Source organism: Streptomyces ficellus (genome assembly GCF_009739905.1).
GTDB lineage: Bacteria > Actinomycetota > Actinomycetes > Streptomycetales > Streptomycetaceae > Streptomyces > Streptomyces ficellus_A.
Genome location: NZ_CP034279.1, coordinates 3,769,774 through 3,786,038 on the forward strand (window position 1 = coordinate 3,769,774; position 16,265 = coordinate 3,786,038).

Genomic DNA, 16,265 nt, shown 5'->3' on the forward strand with positions numbered 1-16,265 from the left:
TCCTGGGGAACCCGACCGAGACGCAAACCGGGACGGAGACGACCGCAGGGTCCGACTCAGAGAGTCGGACCCTGCGGTCTACCAGCGGTAGCGGAGGGATTTGAACCCTCGGTGACTTGCGCCACACTCGCTTTCGAGGCGAGCTCCTTCGGCCGCTCGGACACGCTACCGAGAGAGAGCTTAGCCCAAAGGTGCCGCTACGAAGAAATCCATGGTCACCGCCCGCGGAAGAACCGGGTGAGGAGCGCCGCGCACTCCTCCTCCAGCACCCCGTGGACCACTTCGGGCCGGTGGTTGAGCCGGCGGTCCCGCACGAGGTCCCACAGCGAACCGACCGCGCCCGCCTTCTCGTCCCGCGCGCCGAACACCAGCCGGTCCACCCGCGACTGCTGGAGCGCGCCCGCGCACATCACGCACGGCTCCAGCGTCACGACCAGCGTGCAGCCCGTCAGCCGCCACTGCCCGAACGCCTCGGCCGCCCGGCGCAGCGCCAGCACCTCGGCGTGCGCGGTCGGATCGCCCGTCACCTCGCGCTCGTTGTGACCGGTGGCGAGCACCGTGCCGTCCGGGGACAGCACGACCGCGCCGACCGGCACGTCGCCGGCCCGCGCGGCCCGCTCCGCCTCCGCGATCGCGCGGAGCATGGGCGCCCGCCACGGCTCCCGGACGGGATCGGTCGCGGCGGGTGTGGATGATGGTGCCGGACGCACTAGCGGACGGCCTCCAGGACCTCCGCGGCGCCGAGCGCGTCCGCGATCTCGGAGAGCGCGTCGGTCTGAAGCGCCAGCAGTTCCTTCTCGGACAGGCCGAGGTCGTCCAGGACCAGCCGGTCGCCGACCGGCTCCGCGGGCACGGCCTCCGCCGCCACCGCCGATTCCTCCTCGTCGTCGTCCTCGGCGGGCTCCCCGTCCTCGGTGCCGTCGAGGTCCAGCGCGTCCAGGTCGGGGCCGTCGTCCTCCTGGTCGTCTCCCAGCAGTTCCTTGGTGAGGATCTCCCCGTACGAGGAGCGGGCGGCGGCCGCTCCGTCGGAGACGTAGATGCGAGGGTCGTCCTCACCCTCCACGCGGACGATGCCGAACCATGCGTCCTCCTGCTCGATATAGACGATCACTGTGTCGTCGTCCACCGAGGCATCACGGGCCAGCTCGGTCAGATCCGACAAGGTCTCCACATCGTCGAGCTCTGTGTCGCTCGCTTCCCACCCGTCTTCGGTGCGCGCGAGCAGTGCGGCGAAGTACACCGTGACTCTCCCACTGATCAGAGGTGTGACGATCGGGCGGCACGCTCCTTGAATGCCCCGCCCACTCGGCATCGTGGCAGACGCGGGGCCCTCAGGAGAGGTGTTCCGCTCTTGCGTCGTGCACCAGTCTGAGTCCGATGCCCGGTCCGTGTCACCAAGCGAACCACCAGTGTCCGGGTGGTTCACCAGCGGAACGTACGCATACGCATCTGCTGACGCATCCGGGCGGCCCTCGCCCGGCGCGGCTGGACGCGGTCGCGCAGCGCCTTCGCCTCGTTCAGTTCGCGCAGGAACTGGGCGCGCCGCCGCCTGCGCTCGGCGTCGCCGTCCAGGCGGTCCTGCGCCCGGCCGTCCTGCTTCCGTTCCGGCTCTTCCGGGTCCGGCATCGCGACCACCCCCACGCTGGGTCCGTCCACCCCACCTTCCCTCCGCGGCGGGGGTTGATGCCAGTGCGGGCTACTGTTGAGGGCATGCGGATCCACGTCGTCGACCACCCGCTGGTGGCGCACAAACTCACCACTCTGCGCGACAGGCGCACCGACTCCCCGACCTTCCGGCGGCTCGCCGACGAGCTGGTCACCCTGCTCGCGTACGAGGCCACCCGGGACGTGCGCACCGAGCAGGTCGACATCGAGACCCCGGTGACCCGGACGACCGGGGTGAAGCTGTCGAGCCCGAAGCCGCTGGTCGTGCCGATCCTGCGGGCCGGTCTCGGCATGCTCGACGGCATGGTGCGGCTGCTGCCGACCGCCGAGGTGGGTTTCCTCGGGATGATCCGCAACGAGGAGACGCTGGAGGCGTCCACCTACGCCACCCGCATGCCGGAGGACCTCTCCGGGCGCCAGGTGTACGTGCTGGACCCGATGCTGGCCACGGGCGGCACGCTGGTCGCCGCGATCCGCGAGCTGATCAAGCGGGGCGCGGACGACGTGACGGCGGTCGTGCTGCTGGCGGCGCCCGAGGGCGTCGAGGTCATGGAGCGCGAGCTGGCGGGCACGCCGGTGACGGTCGTGACGGCCTCGGTCGATGAGCGGCTCAACGAGCACGGCTACATCGTCCCGGGCCTCGGCGACGCGGGTGACCGGATGTACGGCACCGCCGAGTAGCACCCGGCGGGACGCGGTCGCCGTCCGGCCGCGCGGGGCGGCCCCGCCGCGCGGGGCGGCCCCGCCGCGCGCGGCGGGGCGGTCGGGGTGCGCCGCTCAGCACTTCCCGGAGGGCGCGGGCGCCGGCTTGGCCAGGGCGGTCAGGGCGGCGGTCGCGTCCTTCGGTGCTGTCAGGCTCTTGAAGGCCGTACCGATGATCAGGTCCACGTCGGCCGTCGCGCGGGTGTCGGTCTTGACCGCCGCGCCCTTGAGCTGCGTGCGCAGCACGGGGACCGCGCTCTTGCCCGACGCGGTGCCGCCGAGCAGCATCCCGGCCCCGGGGACCTTCTTGTCGTACGCGGCCGGGGCGTTGCCCACCTTGCCAATGGCGAAGCCGCGCTTCTTCAGCTCGTCGGCGGTCGTCTTGGCGAGGCCCGCGCGGGGCGTCGCGTTGTAGACGTTCACCGTGATCTGCGCGGGCTTGAGCGGTACGTGGACGGCCGTTACGGCGTTCTTGCGGGGCTTGCAGCCGGGGCCGGCCGTGGTGCGTGCCCGGTCGTCGGCCCCGCCTCCGCCGAAGACGTCGATGAGCTGGAGCGTTCCCCAGCCGGCCAGTCCGAGGGCGACCACTGCGGCGAGCGCCGCGACCACGATCCGGCGACGGCGTCGCGGGCGGCGCATACGCGGGTAGGCGTTACCCGTAATGCGGTACTTTCCGCCCATGCCGGGGGGAGTGAGCATGCTCATGGGCGCAGCGTAATGCGGCCCGGTGACTATGCCTACTAAACGATCAGCGGAGGAGGGCCGGACGGGTGGGAAAGGGCCCGAAAGGCTGACATCGCCAGGCCATCGCCCGGTCGTCCGCTCAGTCGAGTTCGAGCACGCGGGCGTGGAGCACCTGGCGCTGCTGGAGGGCCGCGCGCACGGCGCGGTGCAGTCCGTCCTCGAGGTAGAGATCGCCCTGCCACTTCACGACGTGCGCGAAGAGGTCGCCGTAGAAGGTCGAGTCCTCGGCGAGGAGCGTCTCCAGATCCAGCTGGCCCTTGGTGGTCACGAGCTGATCGAGGCGGACCGGGCGCGGCGCCACATCCGCCCACTGCCGGGTGCTTTCCCGGCCGTGGTCGGGATACGGCCGCCCGTTACCGATGCGCTTGAAGATCACACGGAAAGCCTACCGGGCGAGTGGCTCCCGGCGCAGCCACGCGACGCGGGCGCGATGGGATCAGAAATCGCGCATACCGGGACAGGCCGGGGGTGCGGGGCCGGCAGCCGGCCCGGAGGTGGCCCGGACACGACGGCGCGCCGCGGGGGGTGTCCCCGCGGCGCGCCGTGGACGGACGGGCCGCCCGGTGGTCCGCCGGCCGTACGTCGGCCACGTCGGCCGGACGTCGGCCACGTCGGCCGGACGTCGGCCGGGTGGGTCCGGTCGCTGCTGTTACTCGGTCACGTCGTGGTCGTGGCCGTCGTGCAGGCCGCCGCCGCTGCCGGCGTCACCCTCGGTGGGGACGAACTCGACCGGCTTGCGCAGCGAGCTGAGGTCGTGGGTGTAGACACCCACGGCGTTGGCGATGACGTCGATGTTGGCGTCGAACGCCGTCATGTTGACGTTCTTGATGTCGTCGCACTTGGCGTGGTAGCACGCGTCGTACGCGACGCCCGCCGTGCCGCCGAACTTCTCCGCCTGCTTGGCCGTCTTCAGGCCCTCGGCGCCGGTGAAGGTGCCGCCGGACGGGATGCCGACCCCGATGAACGGCCCGTAGTCGGAGCGGCCGGTGAAGTCGGTGCCCTCGTGCGGGCGGCCCTGCTTGTCCATGAACTCGTTGATGTCGCGTTCGAGCTGGGCGGAGCCCGTGGGGCCGGCGGGCTCGCCGACGCCGTCGCTGTTGTCGCCGTCGTACACGAACAGGCCGTAGTTCGGCGACGCGATCATGTCGAAGTTCAGGTAGAGCTTGATCTCCTTGCGGTCGAGCTCGCTGAGGTTCTCGACGTAGTGCTCGGAGCCGAGCAGGCCGTTCTCCTCGGCCGACCACCAGGCGAAGCGCACCTTGTTGGTGGGCTTCTCCTTGGCCTTGGCGAGGTCGAGGGCGACCTCGAGCAGACCGGCGGAGCCGGAGCCGTTGTCGTTGATGCCGGGGCCGGCGGTGACGGAGTCGAGGTGCGAGCCGAGCATCACGGTGTTCGCGGCGTTGCCGCGGGCGGTCTCCGCGATGACGTTGTTGGTGGTCCGCTTCTCCTGGAGCTGGCGGATCTCGAAGTTCACCTCGACCGGGCCCTTGGCGAGGTCGGCGACGAGCTTCTCGCCGTCCGCCTGGGATATGCCACCCGTCGGTATCTTGCCGGCCTCGGGTCCGCCCAGCGTGCCGCCGACCGCGCCGGGGACGTTGTTGTAGACGATCGCGCCGGCCGCGCCCGCCGCGGCGGCCTGGGCCTGCTTGTCGGCGAAGGTGCAGCCGCCGCGCTTGATCAGGGCGATCTTGCCGGTGAAGGTGCCGGACGCGTAGTCGGCGGCCTCGCAGCCGGGCGTCGCGTCGTCCGCGGGGGCCGGCACGGCGGCGAGGCCGGCCTTGATCCCGCCCACGGGAGTCGACTTGGTGTACGTCATCGCCCCGATGGTGATGTCACGCGGCGACGGCGAGACGACGGCGAGCTTCTCCGCCTGCGTCTGGGTGTAGACGAACTCGAACTTCTGGTACGAGACCTGGTACCCGGCCTTCTTCAGCTGCTGGTACACGTACGCGGCCGAGGCGTCGTGCCCGAGCGAGCCGGCCGCGCGGTGACCGCCGGCCGAGTCGGCTATCTGCTGGAACTTCTGGAGGTGCTTGTAGGCGTCCTTGGCGGAGGCCTCACGGACCAGCTTCCTGGAGAGCTGGGCGGCGTCCTTGGCCGCCTCCTTGCCGGGGTCGTGCCGACCGGCGGAGGCGGGGGATGCGGAAGCCAGCAGGAGCGGGGTCGCGAGTGCGGCTGCGGCCAGGGTGGCCACGGCTCTGCGATGGGATGCGTTCACAGAGGTCCTTCCCGGTGCGAACGAGGTTGAAGGGAAGTTAGCGATCTCCCAGGCTTCTGTGAACAGATGTGCCACAACTCACTGGATATTCCGTACGATTGGCAACGGAACATGTCACTCCGCCGCCGAATTTCCCGTGTTCCGGCCCGCTTTGGAAGACTTGGGCTTCGCGCTGTCGGCGCTCTTGGCGCTCTTGGCGGTCGTGGCGGTCTTCGCGGCCTTGGCCGCCCGCTTCGTCTCCTGCTTGTACGCGCGGACCTTGGCCAGCGACTCCGGCCCGGTGATGTCGGCGGCCGAGCGGTACGCGCCCTCGTCGCCGTACGCCCCCGCCGCCTCCCGCCAGCCCGCGGGCCGCACGCCGTACTGCTTGCCCAGCAGCGCCAGGAAGATCTGCGCCTTCTGCCGGCCGAACCCGGGCAGGGCCAGGAGCCGGTCGAGCAGCTCCTTGCCGGACCCCGCGTCCGCCCAGACGGCGCTCGCGTCGCCGCCGTACTCGTCCACCAGGTACTGGCAGAGCTGCTGCACGCGCTTGGCCATCGAGCCGGGGTAGCGGTGCACGGCCGGCTTGGCGGACAACAGGGCGACGAAGGCCTCGGGGTCGTACGCCGCGATCCCGTGCGCGTCCAGGTCGTCGGAGCCCAGACGCCGGGCGATCGTGTACGGGCCGGAGAACGCCCACTCCATGGGGACCTGCTGGTCCAGGAGCATCCCCACGAGCGCGGCGAGCGGACTGCGGCCCAGCAGCTCGTCGGCCTCGGGTTGCTGGGCGAGGTGGATCGTGGTGGTCATGATTCGATCATCGCGCCGCTGACGACACCCCGCACGGCGGGGATGCCGTCCGGTGGGGGGCGTCAGCCGTGGAGGCGGGCCCTGCGGTGGGGCGGCCGGACGTGCCCGTCACCGGGTGGGCGGGGCGGCCGGACGTGCCCGTCAGCGGCGTGGGCGGGCGTGCGGCAAACGGCTGGGCGTCAGCGGCGGAGGCGGGCCGCGCGCATGCGGAGGTAGCGGGCTTCCGGTTCGCTGAGGGTGCGGGCGGCGGCGGCCTGGTACGCGGCCAGGGCGCCCTCCGTGTCGCCCGCCCTCTCCAGCAGGTGCGCGCGGACCGCGTCCAGCCGGTGGTGGCCCGCGAGGCGCGGTTCGAGCGCGGCGAGCTCGGCGAGGCCCGCCCCGGGTCCGTCCACCATGGCGACGGCCACCGCGCGGCTCAGCTCCGCCATGGGGTCGGGTTCCGCGGTGCGGCTCAGGAGCAGGTCGTACAGCGCCAGGATCTGCGGCCAGTCGGTGTCCTCCGCCCGCGCCGCCTCGTCGTGCAGCGCGGCGATCGCCGCCTGGATCTGGTACGCCCCGGCCGGCCCCTCCGCGAGGGCCTCCTCCACCAGGGCGGTGCCCTCGCGGATGGCGTCCGGGTCCCACCGGCCGCGGTCCTGCTCGTCGAGCGGGATCAGTTCGCCGTGCGGCCCGGTGCGCGCGGCACTACGCGCCTCGGTGAGCAGCATGAGCGCCAGCAGTCCCGTCACGGCGCCCTCGCGCGGCAGCAGGCGGCGCACCGCGCGGGTGAGGCGGATCGCCTCGCGGGCGAGCTCGGCGCGGTGCAGCGCGCGGCCGGAGGTCGCCGTATGGCCTTCGTTGAAGATCAGGTAGAGCACGTGGAGGACGGCGGCCAGCCGCTGGTCACGGTCCTGAGGCCCGGGCGGGCGGAAGGGCATGCCCCTGAGCTTCTGCTTGGCCCGGCTGATCCGCTGGGCCATCGTCGCCTCGGGGACCAGGTGCGCCCGGGCGATCTCGGCGGTCGTCAGGCCGCCCACCGCGCGCAGGGTGAGGGCGATCTGCGCGGCCGCCGTCAGCTCGGGGTGGCAGCACAGGAACAGCAGCGTGAGCGTGTCGTCCTCGGAGGGCGCCCGGCCCTCGCCGGGCGGCGGCGCGGTGAACGAGTCCCGTGGCGCGAGCGCCGCCTGCGCCTCCTCGCGCCTGCGCCGCGCCTCGTCCGACCGCAGCTGGTCCGTCAGCCGCCGCGACGCCACCCGGATGAGCCACCCGCGCGGATTGTCCGGGACCCCGGAGCCGGACCACTGCTGGGCGGCGGCGAGGAGGGCTTCCTGTACGGCGTCCTCGGCGGCGTCGAAGTGCCCGTACCGGCGTACGAGCGCGCCGAGGACCTGCGGCGCGTGGTGGCGCAGCAGGTCCTCGACGTGGTCGCTCACGGGACGTTCACGGGTTGCGGAGCTCCTCCTCGGCACCGGCGGCCTCCATGATCGGCCGGATGACGACCGGGTACTCGGGCGCTCCCTCGGGCTGCGGGCAGCGGGCGACGCGCGCCGCGATCTCGGTGACCCGTTCGAGGCTCTCGCACTCGAGCACCCAGTAGCCGGCCAGCAGCTCCTTGGTCTCCCCGTACGGGCCGTCCGTGATCACGGGCCGGCCGTCGTCGCCGAGGCCGACGAACCGGGTCCGGCGCGGCTCGGCGAGCCCCTGCCCGTCGATCATCTCGCCGCTCTCGGCGAGGTCGTTGTTGATCTCCTCCATGAAGGCGAACATCTTCCGGATGTCCTCCTCGCTCCACGCGGGGCTGCTCGGCGACGCCTTGCCGCTCATCGCGTCGTAGTCGGCCTGCGTGCCCTGGACCATCATCAGGTACTTCATGATGCCGCTCCTCGTTCGTTCCTCGCTGCCGTTCACAGGGGACGTCGGGGCCGACAACGCGTTCTCGACATCTTCCAGGCGCCGGATGACGACGGGTTCCGAGGCGGGCGCGGTGCGGCCGCGTCCTTTGGCCCTGTTTGTCGCCCGCCTGGCAGCCGGGAGGCACCCGATTGCAGGAAATCCACCGTCGTCACGCACCGAACCGGTCATACGATCATCGCCGGTCCAGGTCCTCTCCGCCTCCCGACCGTCCCTTACTCCTGACTCTGACCAAAGGGCTCCCGTGAAGATCCGCCGTTTGCTCGCGACGGCCGTCGCCGCCGCCGCGACCGCGCCCGCCGTGCTGTTCTGCGCCCCGCAGGCGTCCGCCGCGCCCACCTTCCCCGCCGCGCCCGTGTCCCCCGCATCGGTCCCGGTGGCGGGCGGTGCCCCGGCGGCGGGCAGCCCCGCCAAGCCCTCGCTCACGGAGCTGGAGAAGGCGGCGGCCGCCGCACAGCAGGCGTACGACGCGGCCGTCGCCGCGGAGGCGGCCGCGCTCGACGCGGTCGAGGCCGCGCTGTCGGACGAGGCGCCGCTCGCGGTGGCCGCCTCGACGGCGCTCAAGGAGGCCGAGACCGCCGCCACCGCGAAGGAGGCCGCCGAGAAGGCGCTCGCCGAGGCCGGGCAGCGCCTCGCGGACCTGCCGCAGACCGCCACGTCGGCGGACCGGGCGCAGGCGGAGAAGGACGTCGCCGACGCCAGGGCCGCCGTGGCGGAAGCGGCACGCGCCAGGACGGCCGCCGACGCCCGTGCGAAGGAGGCGGTCAAGGCGCGGGACGACGACCGGGTCGCCGCGTTGAAGCGCCTGCGCCTGGCGCGGGAGGACAGGAAGAAGACGCTCGCCGCGAAGGAGGCCGCCGACAAGGCGCTCGCCGACGCGCGCAAGGAGTCCGAGGCGGGCGCCTGCGTCCCCGAGGACCGGCTCACGGTCGTCGCCACCGGGCTGCCCGCGAAGGTCACCGCCGGTACGTCGGTCGACTTCACCGTCAGGGTCACCAACGGCACCGGCCGCACCCTGGACGAGGTCTGGCCGTACGTGAAGGTCGAGGTCGCCGACGACCTGCTGGACGTCGAGTGGTCCACGGCCGGCTCACCGGACTGGCAGGACGCGGACGCCGACCACTACGCGGGCGCCGTCGAGGAGTTGCGGCCCGGCGCCCACGCCGACGTCAGGCTGCGTCTGAAGGCCGACGCCGCCATCCCGGCCGGCGCAGGGGTGGCCTCCATCGCGGCCGACTACGTCAACGACGACCAGTCGTGCGGCGGGACGCCGGAGTTCCTCGAGTACGCCTTCGACGTCGTCGCCGCGGCCGCGGTGCCCGCCCCGGGCCCGACCGCCACGCCCGCCCCGGGGGCCCGGGCGCAGGCATCGACGTCGACCACTCCGGTCACCACCGCCTCCCCCGCCGCGGCCGCCCCGCTCGGCACCCTCGCCGACACGGGCACCGCCTCCGCCGTACCGCGGATCGCCCTGGCGGCCTCCGCGGCGGTGGCCCTGGGGACCGGCGCGGTGCTGACCGCGAGCCGCCGCAGGGCGCGTACCGACGACTGACGCCGCACTCGGGAAAGCGGTGCTGGGACGATGTGCGCATGAGCCCCACCGAAGACGACCAGCTCGAAGCGACCCGCCGCGAACTGCTGGCCCTGGCCGCCCGCCACCCGGACGACGCCCTGGTGAACTACCGCGCGGCCTGCGTCCACGACCGGCTGGGCCTGGAGGCCGAGGCGGTCCCCTTCTACGAGCGCTGCCTCTCGGCCCCCGGCCTCCCGGACGACGACCGCCGGGGCGCCCTCCTCGGCCTGGGCAGCACCTACCGCGTGCTCGGCCGGCACGCCCGCGCCGTGGAGACCCTCCGCCGCGGCGTGTCCGCGTACCCGGACGACGGCGCCCTGCGAACCTTCCTCGCCATGGCCCTCTACAACACGGGCGCCCACCACGAGGCCATGAGCATCCTCCTGAACCTCCTCGCCACCACGAGCCACGACCCGTCCGTCCAGCAGTACCGCCGCGCCATCACCCTGTACGCCGGGGACCTCGACGCCTCGGTCTGACGTCCCGGGGCACGGCCCGTACGACACCCCGACGAACGCTGCGTCCGCCTGGACGCGCACGCGTACTCCCCAACCGCACCCGCATCCATCTGCGCACCCAAGTCGAACCCGGCGTCCAGGACCAGGACGACGACGCCTGAGCACGTCTTTCCACGTGTTCGTCTGGGGGTTCGGGGAAGGACGGGGGTGTTCTGAACTGCGGCGGAGTAGGTCATCCGACGGCTGGTGAACGGCGCTGGACGGCGACGAATGAGACCAGAATGGAGACCAGGGCGCCGGTCAAACTCGCTTGACGACGATCGATTCCGGAACCAGCTTCTCCAAGTCGTCCACGTCCGAGGTGAAGACGGTGACCTGCCCCTTCTGCTGTTGGGCGATGATGGCGAGCACCGCGTCGATCGCGTATTTGTGGCCGTGAAGCTTGGCTTCGGACAGGAGCCTGCGGGCGTGGCGCGCCTCGTCCTTCCCGATGTCGGCGACTTTGAGCCGAGAGAGTACCCAGTCCCAGCGCTGCTCCGTGGTCCTGCCGTCGTACGCCTCCACCAGCGTCATGGGGGACGTGACCACGTCGGCTTCGCCCCGCGCTGCGAGATCGAGCCAGGCGATCATCTTCCGGTCGCCACGCACGGCGAGGGACAGGGCCTCGCAGTCGAGTACGAAGACGCGCAGTGGCTGCTTCGCGTGCTCCCTGGCTCGTTTGGTCACGCGGCCTCTCCGGCGTCGTGGCCTCCGGCTGTGAGGCGACGCTGGTGCTCCGCGTCGAGATCTTCCAGCTCCGAGAGTGCTGCCGAGCGTTCGTCCTCGGTGACCGCGCCGTGTTCCTCCTGCAGCCAGTCGACCAGTTCCAGCAGCCGGTCCCGGTCACGCTTGAATCGCAGCGCTTCTGCGACGTACGCAGAAAGTCCCCGCTCGGCCGCCTCCGCGCGGATCTCGTCCAGGAGATCTTCGGGGATTGTCACCGTCACCTTCTTGGTTGCCATATAAGCAACCATACTCTTGGTGTGAATGCCCTTACCGGGTGCCGTGAGCCGTAAGGTACAGAGGCCATTGGCCAATCCATGAGCCTTGCCCATGCGTGATCGCCGGCTCATACCGCTTCACTCGGCCACCACGTGCCGTTCACTCTCCTCAGCGCATCCTGCGGCGGATGAGGGTGACTGCCCTCCACGAGGGTGAGCCTCCTGCCGTTGGCGGAACGACAGGAGGAGAGTCCATGTCCCTGCTGCCTTCGGCAGACGTCTTCAGGTCGATCGAGCTAAAGGTTCCGCAGCTGCTCCGTGGACAGTTGGTCTGTCCACATGCGTCCGGGGAGAGGTGTTCGGTCGGCGAGCACCTCACGCTCTCGGAGGCGAAGCAAGCGGCGGCGCGGGATGCAGCTGATGTTGTTGTGCGCGATGCGCTGTGGCGGTGCGTGGGGCGTGATGCCCGAAGCGACGTGCCGAACTTGGCTCAGCGCGGCCAGTTGCTCGCGTTGTACTTCGTCATCCCCTACCTGCGGAAATCGGCGGCGAGAGTCTCGAGAAGGCTCTGCGTCGATGTCGCAGAGGTGCGGTCAGCCGTGCTCGTTGGCGCGCTGTACGGGCTAGCCCTGGCTGGTGAAGCCGACGACGTCCGTGATGAGGTCGTCCGAGCCGCCAATGCGGCTGGCTGGGCGGTGGAGCGGGCTGATCCGGCCGAGCGCACGACGGATCCACAAAGCCTTGTCGACCGTGCGGGCCTTCTTGATGACGGCTACTCGCCCATCCGTAAGGAGTCGGACATCCAGGCGGTCGGCGAGGTGGGCTCCTTGTTGGGGGAGCGCATCAGCGGCGAACGGATGGGCGCTACCTTGCACCGCCTCGGGCTCTTGGGGGCGTTCCTCGCCTCTGGTTCGGGTCAGGTGTCCGAGGGCGAGTCCGACGAACGTGACGTACCGCAGGAGGAAGCCGAGTGAACCCGAGCGCAAGGCGACTGTCGCAGTGGCTGGGCGAGCCGATGCCCCTACGCGAGGTGGCAGCTCTCCTCGGGGTCGACGCAGAGAAGGCGCGCGGACTTGTGAGGGCGGGCCGCTTCCCCTGTCGTGTCACGAAGGAGAAGGGAAAGTACGTGGTCCTTCCCGCCGATGTGTTGGTGGCCATGGGGCTCGATGATCCGATCGTGCGCATGGTTGACCTGCTGGCCGGAGCCGAGTTCGCGAGGCGATGGGACTGAGAGCCGGCCGCCGGCGGGCCGAGTGCGACATCGGAGGGCTGGGCCGACGCGAACGGCCCACCCTCCGGTCGGCGCGCGGCATGGACGGGCTGGTAGGGCACACACGCATGGTCGTTGATGGCGTGACCGTCATGCCTGTCGTACGCGGCTGTCCGGGGGGCGTTCGTGGGGGCAGGGGGCAGGGGGCAGGTCGGGGGCGCACGGCGGAGAGCGGCGCCGTCGGCGGCCAGCTGAAGCGCGCCTCGCGCGCTGATGAGCGCATAACTGGGGGTGGTTCAACAGTTCAGCAAGAAGCCCAAAACCGCTCTCGGCGCCGGCGGGAGGGAACCGCGTGAATCCGTTCCCCGGCCGCACCGAACCCGGGCCCCGACGAGAAGCGAAGGAGCAAGACCATGTACGACTGCGAGGGATGTGGACCGTCCCGGCAGGGGTTGTTCTTCGGCTCCGGGATCGGAGAAGCGAAGTGGTGGTGCTGGCGCTGCCAGAGCGCCGATCAGAAGGAACTGATCCGCTACCTGGATGACCACGCCCGGGGCGTGCTCAGCCGCGACGCCGACGGCGTGCACTGGCCCTATGGCCCGAACATCTACGTCCAGATGCGCGCGGACCTATTGGACTGGGCCGACCGGCACGATCTCAAGAACGGCAACACGGGGTGTTCGTCCAGGCTCCACTGGCTCGACAGGGGCCGCTGCGCCAAGAGGGAATGCCAAGGCAGGCCGGAGTTCTACGACCACACGACCACGTGGCTTTCGCGGACGACCGGCAAGCCCGCTCTGGTCTTCAACCAGCCCTACAGGCAGGTGGACCCGGCCGAGGTTTGGGATGCCATCAGCGAGTACCCGTCTCTCACGGCCGAGGTCGGGCCGGAGAGCTGGTACGGCGCAGGGACCAGCGGTGTCTACATCTGGAATGACGGCAACCGTTCCATGGCTGTTCGGTCGTCCCGATGACCGCCCGTCGGAGTGAGTGACTATCACGGCTGCAAGACGCGAAGGTTCGGGACGGCCGGCTGCATGATGCCCTGCACACGGTCGTCATCGTGCTCAGGCCGCTAGGTGCCCCGGCCCCGTCGTCGATACAGGTCACGGGTTGGGGGCCGGGCACCTCCTCGAGCATGCGGGCGCGCCACCTCCACGTGCCGGACGCCACGCTTAAGGATGTGGCCCGGAAGATCGCCGATGCCATCTGGGGAGCCCCGAAAGCACCCGCTGCGGACAACAACCAGGACGACGAAGGCTGAGACACGTCGAAGGGCCCCACCGCGAACGGTGGGGCCCTTCGACAACGTGCCCGGTGAGGCACTGGCGGAGGATACGAGATTCGAACTCGTGAGGGGTTGCCCCCAACACGCTTTCCAAGCGTGCGCCCTAGGCCTCTAGGCGAATCCTCCGCCGCAAACAATACAAGACGTTGAGGAGTGCTCGCGAACCCGTTCCCGGGGCCGGCGTCCCGAGGTGTTCGGGGTGGCCGGGGGGCGGTCCGCGAGGGGGCGGGGATCGGGTAGGCTGGGCGCAGCCCCTCACGTGGCGCTATCTGACTGAACTCCCCCAGGGCCGGAAGGCAGCAAGGGTAGGTCGGCTCTGGCGGGTGCGTGAGGGGCGCTTGCGTTGCGGGGCGGGGGTTCCGGTGGGCCGGGTCGATTGTCGGTGGGGCCCGATATCGTCGTAAGGGTGTCGTCCCTTGCGCTGTACCGCCGCTATCGCCCCGAGTCCTTCGCCGAGGTCATCGGGCAGGAGCATGTCACCGACCCGTTGCAGCAGGCCCTGCGGAACAACCGGGTCAATCACGCGTACCTGTTCAGCGGGCCGCGCGGGTGCGGGAAGACGACCAGCGCGCGGATCCTGGCCCGCTGTCTGAACTGTGAGCAAGGTCCCACACCCACCCCCTGCGGCGAGTGCCAGTCGTGTCAGGACCTGGCGAGGAACGGGCCGGGGTCGATCGACGTCATCGAGATCGACGCGGCTTCGCACGGTGGCGTGGACGACGCCCGTGACCTGCGGGAGAAGGCCTTCTTCGGGCCGGCGAGCAGCCGGTACAAGATCTACATCATCGACGAGGCGCACATGGTCACCTCGGCGGGGTTCAACGCCCTGCTGAAGGTGGTCGAGGAGCCGCCGGAGCACCTGAAGTTCATCTTCGCGACGACCGAGCCCGAGAAGGTCATCGGGACCATCCGGTCGCGTACGCACCACTACCCGTTCCGGCTGGTGCCGCCCGGCACGTTGCGCGAGTACCTGGGCGAGGTGTGCGGCAAGGAACAGATCCCCGTCGAGGACGGGGTGCTGCCGCTCGTCGTGCGCGCGGGCGCCGGTTCGGTGCGTGACTCGATGTCCGTCATGGACCAGCTGCTGGCCGGCGCCGCCGAGGACGGTGTGACATACGCCATGGCCACCGCGCTCCTCGGGTACACGGACGGCTCGCTGCTGGACTCCGTGGTGGACTCCTTCGCCTCCGGGGACGGGGCCGCCGCGTTCGAGGTCGTCGACCGGGTCATCGAGGGCGGCAACGACCCGCGGCGCTTCGTGGCCGACCTGCTGGAGCGGCTGCGGGACCTGGTGATCCTGGCCGCGGTGCCGGACGCCGCCGAGAAGGGGCTCTTCGACGCGCCCGCCGACGTGGTCGAGCGGATGCAGGCGCAGGCGTCGGTGTTCGGGGCGGCCGAGCTGAGCCGGGCCGCCGACATCGTCAACACCGGGCTGACTGAGATGCGCGGGGCGACCTCGCCGCGGCTCCAGCTGGAGCTGATCTGCGCGCGCGTGCTGCTGCCCGCCGCGTTCACCGACGAGCGGTCGCTGCTGGCCCGGCTGGACCGGCTGGAGCGCGGCTCGGCGGTCCAGGGCGCCGCCTTCCAGGCGACGGGTCCCGGGCCCGCCATGGGGTACGTGCCGGGGCCCGAGGCACACGTCCAGATGCCGCCGTCCGTCGCGCCGGGCGGCGGGCCCGCCGCTGCCCGTGCCGCGGTACGGGGACCGGGCGAGGCCCCCGCCCCGGCGCCCGAGTCCGGCCCGCAGGTGCCCGCGCCCGCGTACGCGGAGCCCACCGCGCCCCCTGCACCGCCCGCGCCCCCGGCACCACCCGCCTCGCCCGAGCCCGCCGCCGCGCCCGCCGCGCCCGCCGCGTCCCGGCCCGGGGCGTGGCCCTCCGCCGCCGCGCCCGGGGCCCAGGAGTCCGGTGGCCGGCCCGGCGCCTGGCCCACCGCGTCCCCCCGGCCCGCCGCCCCGGCGGCCGGACCGTCGGCGCCCGTGCCGTCAGCACCTGCGCCCCAGGCCGCGCCCTCCGCGCCCGCCGCCCCGGCGGCCGGTCCCGGTATGGCACAGGGCGCCGGCCAGGTGCGGAACATGTGGCCGGACATCCTGGAGGCGGTCAAGAACCGCCGCCGCTTCACCTGGATCCTGCTCAGCCAGAACGCGCAGGTCGCCGGCTTCGACGGCACGACCCTCCAGGTGGGCTTCCTCAACGCGGGCGCCCGGGACAACTTCGCGAGCAGCGGCAGCGAGGACGTCCTGCGGCAGGCCCTCGCCGAGCAGTTCAACGTCCAGTGGAAGATCGAGGCGATCGTCGACCCCTCGGGCGGCTCCGCACCCCCGCCGGCACCCGGCGGCGGGGGCATGGGCGGGGGTTACGGCGGCGGCTTCGGTGGCACCGGCGGTCCCGGCGGCACCGGAGGCACCGGGGGTTACGGTGGCGGAGGCCGCCCGCCCCAGGCGCCCGCGCCGCAGGCCGCGCCCCGGCCGGCACAGCAGTCCCCGCAGGAACCGCAGGCGCGGTCGTCCCCGTCCGCCCCCGCGCCGGGCTCGGGCCCGGGTGCGGGCTCCGCGCCGGAGCCTCGGCCCCCGGCGGCCCGGCAGCCGGTCCGGCCCGAGGACGACATGCCCGAGGACGACGACCCCGACCTCGTCGACTCCGCCCTCTCCGGCCACGACCTGATCGTGCGCGAGCTCGGGGCGACGGTGGTGGAGGAATATACGAACGAGTAGTGGGGGCGGCCTCGGTGGCCCGCACAAAGATCGCC

The 16,265-nt window shown here is 71.8% G+C and carries 18 protein-coding genes, 2 tRNA genes and 1 other RNA gene; 8 read left to right on the top strand and 13 right to left on the bottom strand.

Annotated features, from left to right (window positions below):
• Positions 1–85 precede the first annotated feature (85 nt).
• From EIZ62_RS16740 to EIZ62_RS16755, 4 genes are all read right to left on the bottom strand, one after another.
• Positions 86–170: transfer RNA gene (locus EIZ62_RS16740), tRNA-Ser, on the bottom strand.
• 45 nt (positions 171–215) lie between these two features.
• Positions 216–644: a tRNA adenosine(34) deaminase TadA gene (gene tadA / locus EIZ62_RS16745; RefSeq protein ID WP_156693471.1), complete on the bottom strand. Its 429-nt coding sequence runs from the start codon at positions 642–644 to the stop codon at positions 216–218.
• Between the two features lie 65 nt (positions 645–709).
• Positions 710–1,240 (bottom strand): tRNA adenosine deaminase-associated protein, encoded by a 531-nt coding sequence (locus EIZ62_RS16750; RefSeq protein WP_156693472.1) that lies wholly within the window; start codon positions 1,238–1,240, stop codon positions 710–712.
• A gap of 182 nt (positions 1,241–1,422) precedes the next feature.
• A complete protein-coding gene (locus tag EIZ62_RS16755; protein WP_156696441.1) occupies positions 1,423–1,626 on the bottom strand; it encodes a hypothetical protein in 204 nt (67 codons plus the stop codon).
• An 84-nt stretch (positions 1,627–1,710) separates the two neighbouring features.
• On the opposite strand from EIZ62_RS16755, the gene upp reads away from it, so the two are divergent.
• Positions 1,711–2,346 (top strand): uracil phosphoribosyltransferase, encoded by a 636-nt coding sequence (gene upp / locus EIZ62_RS16760; protein ID WP_156693473.1) that lies wholly within the window; start codon positions 1,711–1,713, stop codon positions 2,344–2,346.
• Positions 2,347–2,442: 96 nt separating this feature from the next.
• Here upp and EIZ62_RS16765 read toward each other — a convergent pair whose 3' ends face one another.
• From EIZ62_RS16765 to EIZ62_RS16790, 6 genes are all read right to left on the bottom strand, one after another.
• On the bottom strand, positions 2,443–3,072 hold the full coding sequence (locus tag EIZ62_RS16765; RefSeq protein WP_156693474.1) for a LytR C-terminal domain-containing protein: 630 nt from the start codon (positions 3,070–3,072) through the stop codon (positions 2,443–2,445).
• A 118-nt stretch (positions 3,073–3,190) separates the two neighbouring features.
• Positions 3,191–3,487 (bottom strand): type II toxin-antitoxin system VapB family antitoxin, encoded by a 297-nt coding sequence (locus tag EIZ62_RS16770; RefSeq protein ID WP_003999914.1) that lies wholly within the window; start codon positions 3,485–3,487, stop codon positions 3,191–3,193.
• Positions 3,488–3,760: 273 nt separating this feature from the next.
• On the bottom strand, positions 3,761–5,305 hold the full coding sequence (locus tag EIZ62_RS16775) for a M28 family metallopeptidase (protein WP_156696442.1): 1,545 nt from the start codon (positions 5,303–5,305) through the stop codon (positions 3,761–3,763).
• 138 nt (positions 5,306–5,443) lie between these two features.
• On the bottom strand, positions 5,444–6,118 hold the full coding sequence (locus tag EIZ62_RS16780) for an HhH-GPD-type base excision DNA repair protein (protein ID WP_156693475.1): 675 nt from the start codon (positions 6,116–6,118) through the stop codon (positions 5,444–5,446).
• A gap of 179 nt (positions 6,119–6,297) precedes the next feature.
• Positions 6,298–7,530, bottom strand: a complete 1,233-nt coding sequence (locus EIZ62_RS16785; RefSeq protein ID WP_156693476.1) for an RNA polymerase sigma factor — start codon at positions 7,528–7,530, stop codon at positions 6,298–6,300.
• A 7-nt stretch (positions 7,531–7,537) separates the two neighbouring features.
• Positions 7,538–7,969: a YciI family protein gene (locus tag EIZ62_RS16790; protein WP_156693477.1), complete on the bottom strand. Its 432-nt coding sequence runs from the start codon at positions 7,967–7,969 to the stop codon at positions 7,538–7,540.
• 283 nt (positions 7,970–8,252) lie between these two features.
• Here EIZ62_RS16790 and EIZ62_RS16795 point away from each other — a divergent pair, with 283 nt between their 5' ends.
• Both EIZ62_RS16795 and EIZ62_RS16800 read left to right on the top strand, forming a co-directional pair.
• Positions 8,253–9,560 carry a hypothetical protein gene (locus EIZ62_RS16795; protein ID WP_156693478.1) on the top strand — a complete coding sequence of 436 codons (1,308 nt, stop codon included), beginning with the start codon at positions 8,253–8,255 and terminating at the stop codon, positions 9,558–9,560.
• Positions 9,561–9,598: 38 nt separating this feature from the next.
• Positions 9,599–10,060: a tetratricopeptide repeat protein gene (locus EIZ62_RS16800; protein ID WP_156693479.1), complete on the top strand. Its 462-nt coding sequence runs from the start codon at positions 9,599–9,601 to the stop codon at positions 10,058–10,060.
• A gap of 279 nt (positions 10,061–10,339) precedes the next feature.
• On the opposite strand, the gene EIZ62_RS16805 is transcribed toward EIZ62_RS16800, so the two are convergent.
• Both EIZ62_RS16805 and EIZ62_RS16810 read right to left on the bottom strand, forming a co-directional pair.
• Positions 10,340–10,765 (bottom strand): PIN domain-containing protein, encoded by a 426-nt coding sequence (locus tag EIZ62_RS16805; RefSeq protein WP_156693480.1) that lies wholly within the window; start codon positions 10,763–10,765, stop codon positions 10,340–10,342.
• Entirely contained in the window at positions 10,762–11,040 is a 279-nt protein-coding gene (locus tag EIZ62_RS16810) for a ribbon-helix-helix domain-containing protein (RefSeq protein ID WP_156693481.1), read from the bottom strand. The genes EIZ62_RS16805 and EIZ62_RS16810 overlap by 4 nt, the downstream gene beginning before the upstream one ends.
• A 233-nt stretch (positions 11,041–11,273) precedes the next feature.
• Between EIZ62_RS16810 and EIZ62_RS32475 the strand changes: the two genes are divergently transcribed.
• The 3 genes from EIZ62_RS32475 to EIZ62_RS16825 all read left to right on the top strand — a co-directional run bounded on the left by EIZ62_RS32475 (position 11,274) and on the right by EIZ62_RS16825 (position 13,203).
• Complete coding sequence (locus EIZ62_RS32475; RefSeq protein ID WP_244375746.1) at positions 11,274–11,993, top strand: hypothetical protein; 720 nt, start codon at positions 11,274–11,276, stop codon at positions 11,991–11,993.
• On the top strand, positions 11,990–12,250 hold the full coding sequence (locus tag EIZ62_RS16820) for a helix-turn-helix domain-containing protein (RefSeq protein WP_156693482.1): 261 nt from the start codon (positions 11,990–11,992) through the stop codon (positions 12,248–12,250). The genes EIZ62_RS32475 and EIZ62_RS16820 overlap by 4 nt, the downstream gene beginning before the upstream one ends.
• 392 nt (positions 12,251–12,642) lie before the next feature.
• Positions 12,643–13,203, top strand: coding sequence for a hypothetical protein (locus EIZ62_RS16825; protein ID WP_156693483.1), 561 nt, complete (start codon positions 12,643–12,645; stop codon positions 13,201–13,203).
• Between the two features lie 352 nt (positions 13,204–13,555).
• Here the strand turns inward: EIZ62_RS16825 and EIZ62_RS16830 are convergent.
• Positions 13,556–13,643: transfer RNA gene (locus EIZ62_RS16830), tRNA-Ser, on the bottom strand.
• Between the two features lie 120 nt (positions 13,644–13,763).
• Here EIZ62_RS16830 and ffs point away from each other — a divergent pair.
• An RNA gene (gene ffs, locus EIZ62_RS16835) (signal recognition particle sRNA small type) lies at positions 13,764–13,862 on the top strand.
• 61 nt (positions 13,863–13,923) lie between these two features.
• Positions 13,924–16,230 carry a DNA polymerase III subunit gamma and tau gene (locus tag EIZ62_RS16840; RefSeq protein ID WP_156693484.1) on the top strand — a complete coding sequence of 769 codons (2,307 nt, stop codon included), beginning with the start codon at positions 13,924–13,926 and terminating at the stop codon, positions 16,228–16,230.
• Positions 16,231–16,265 lie beyond the last annotated feature (35 nt).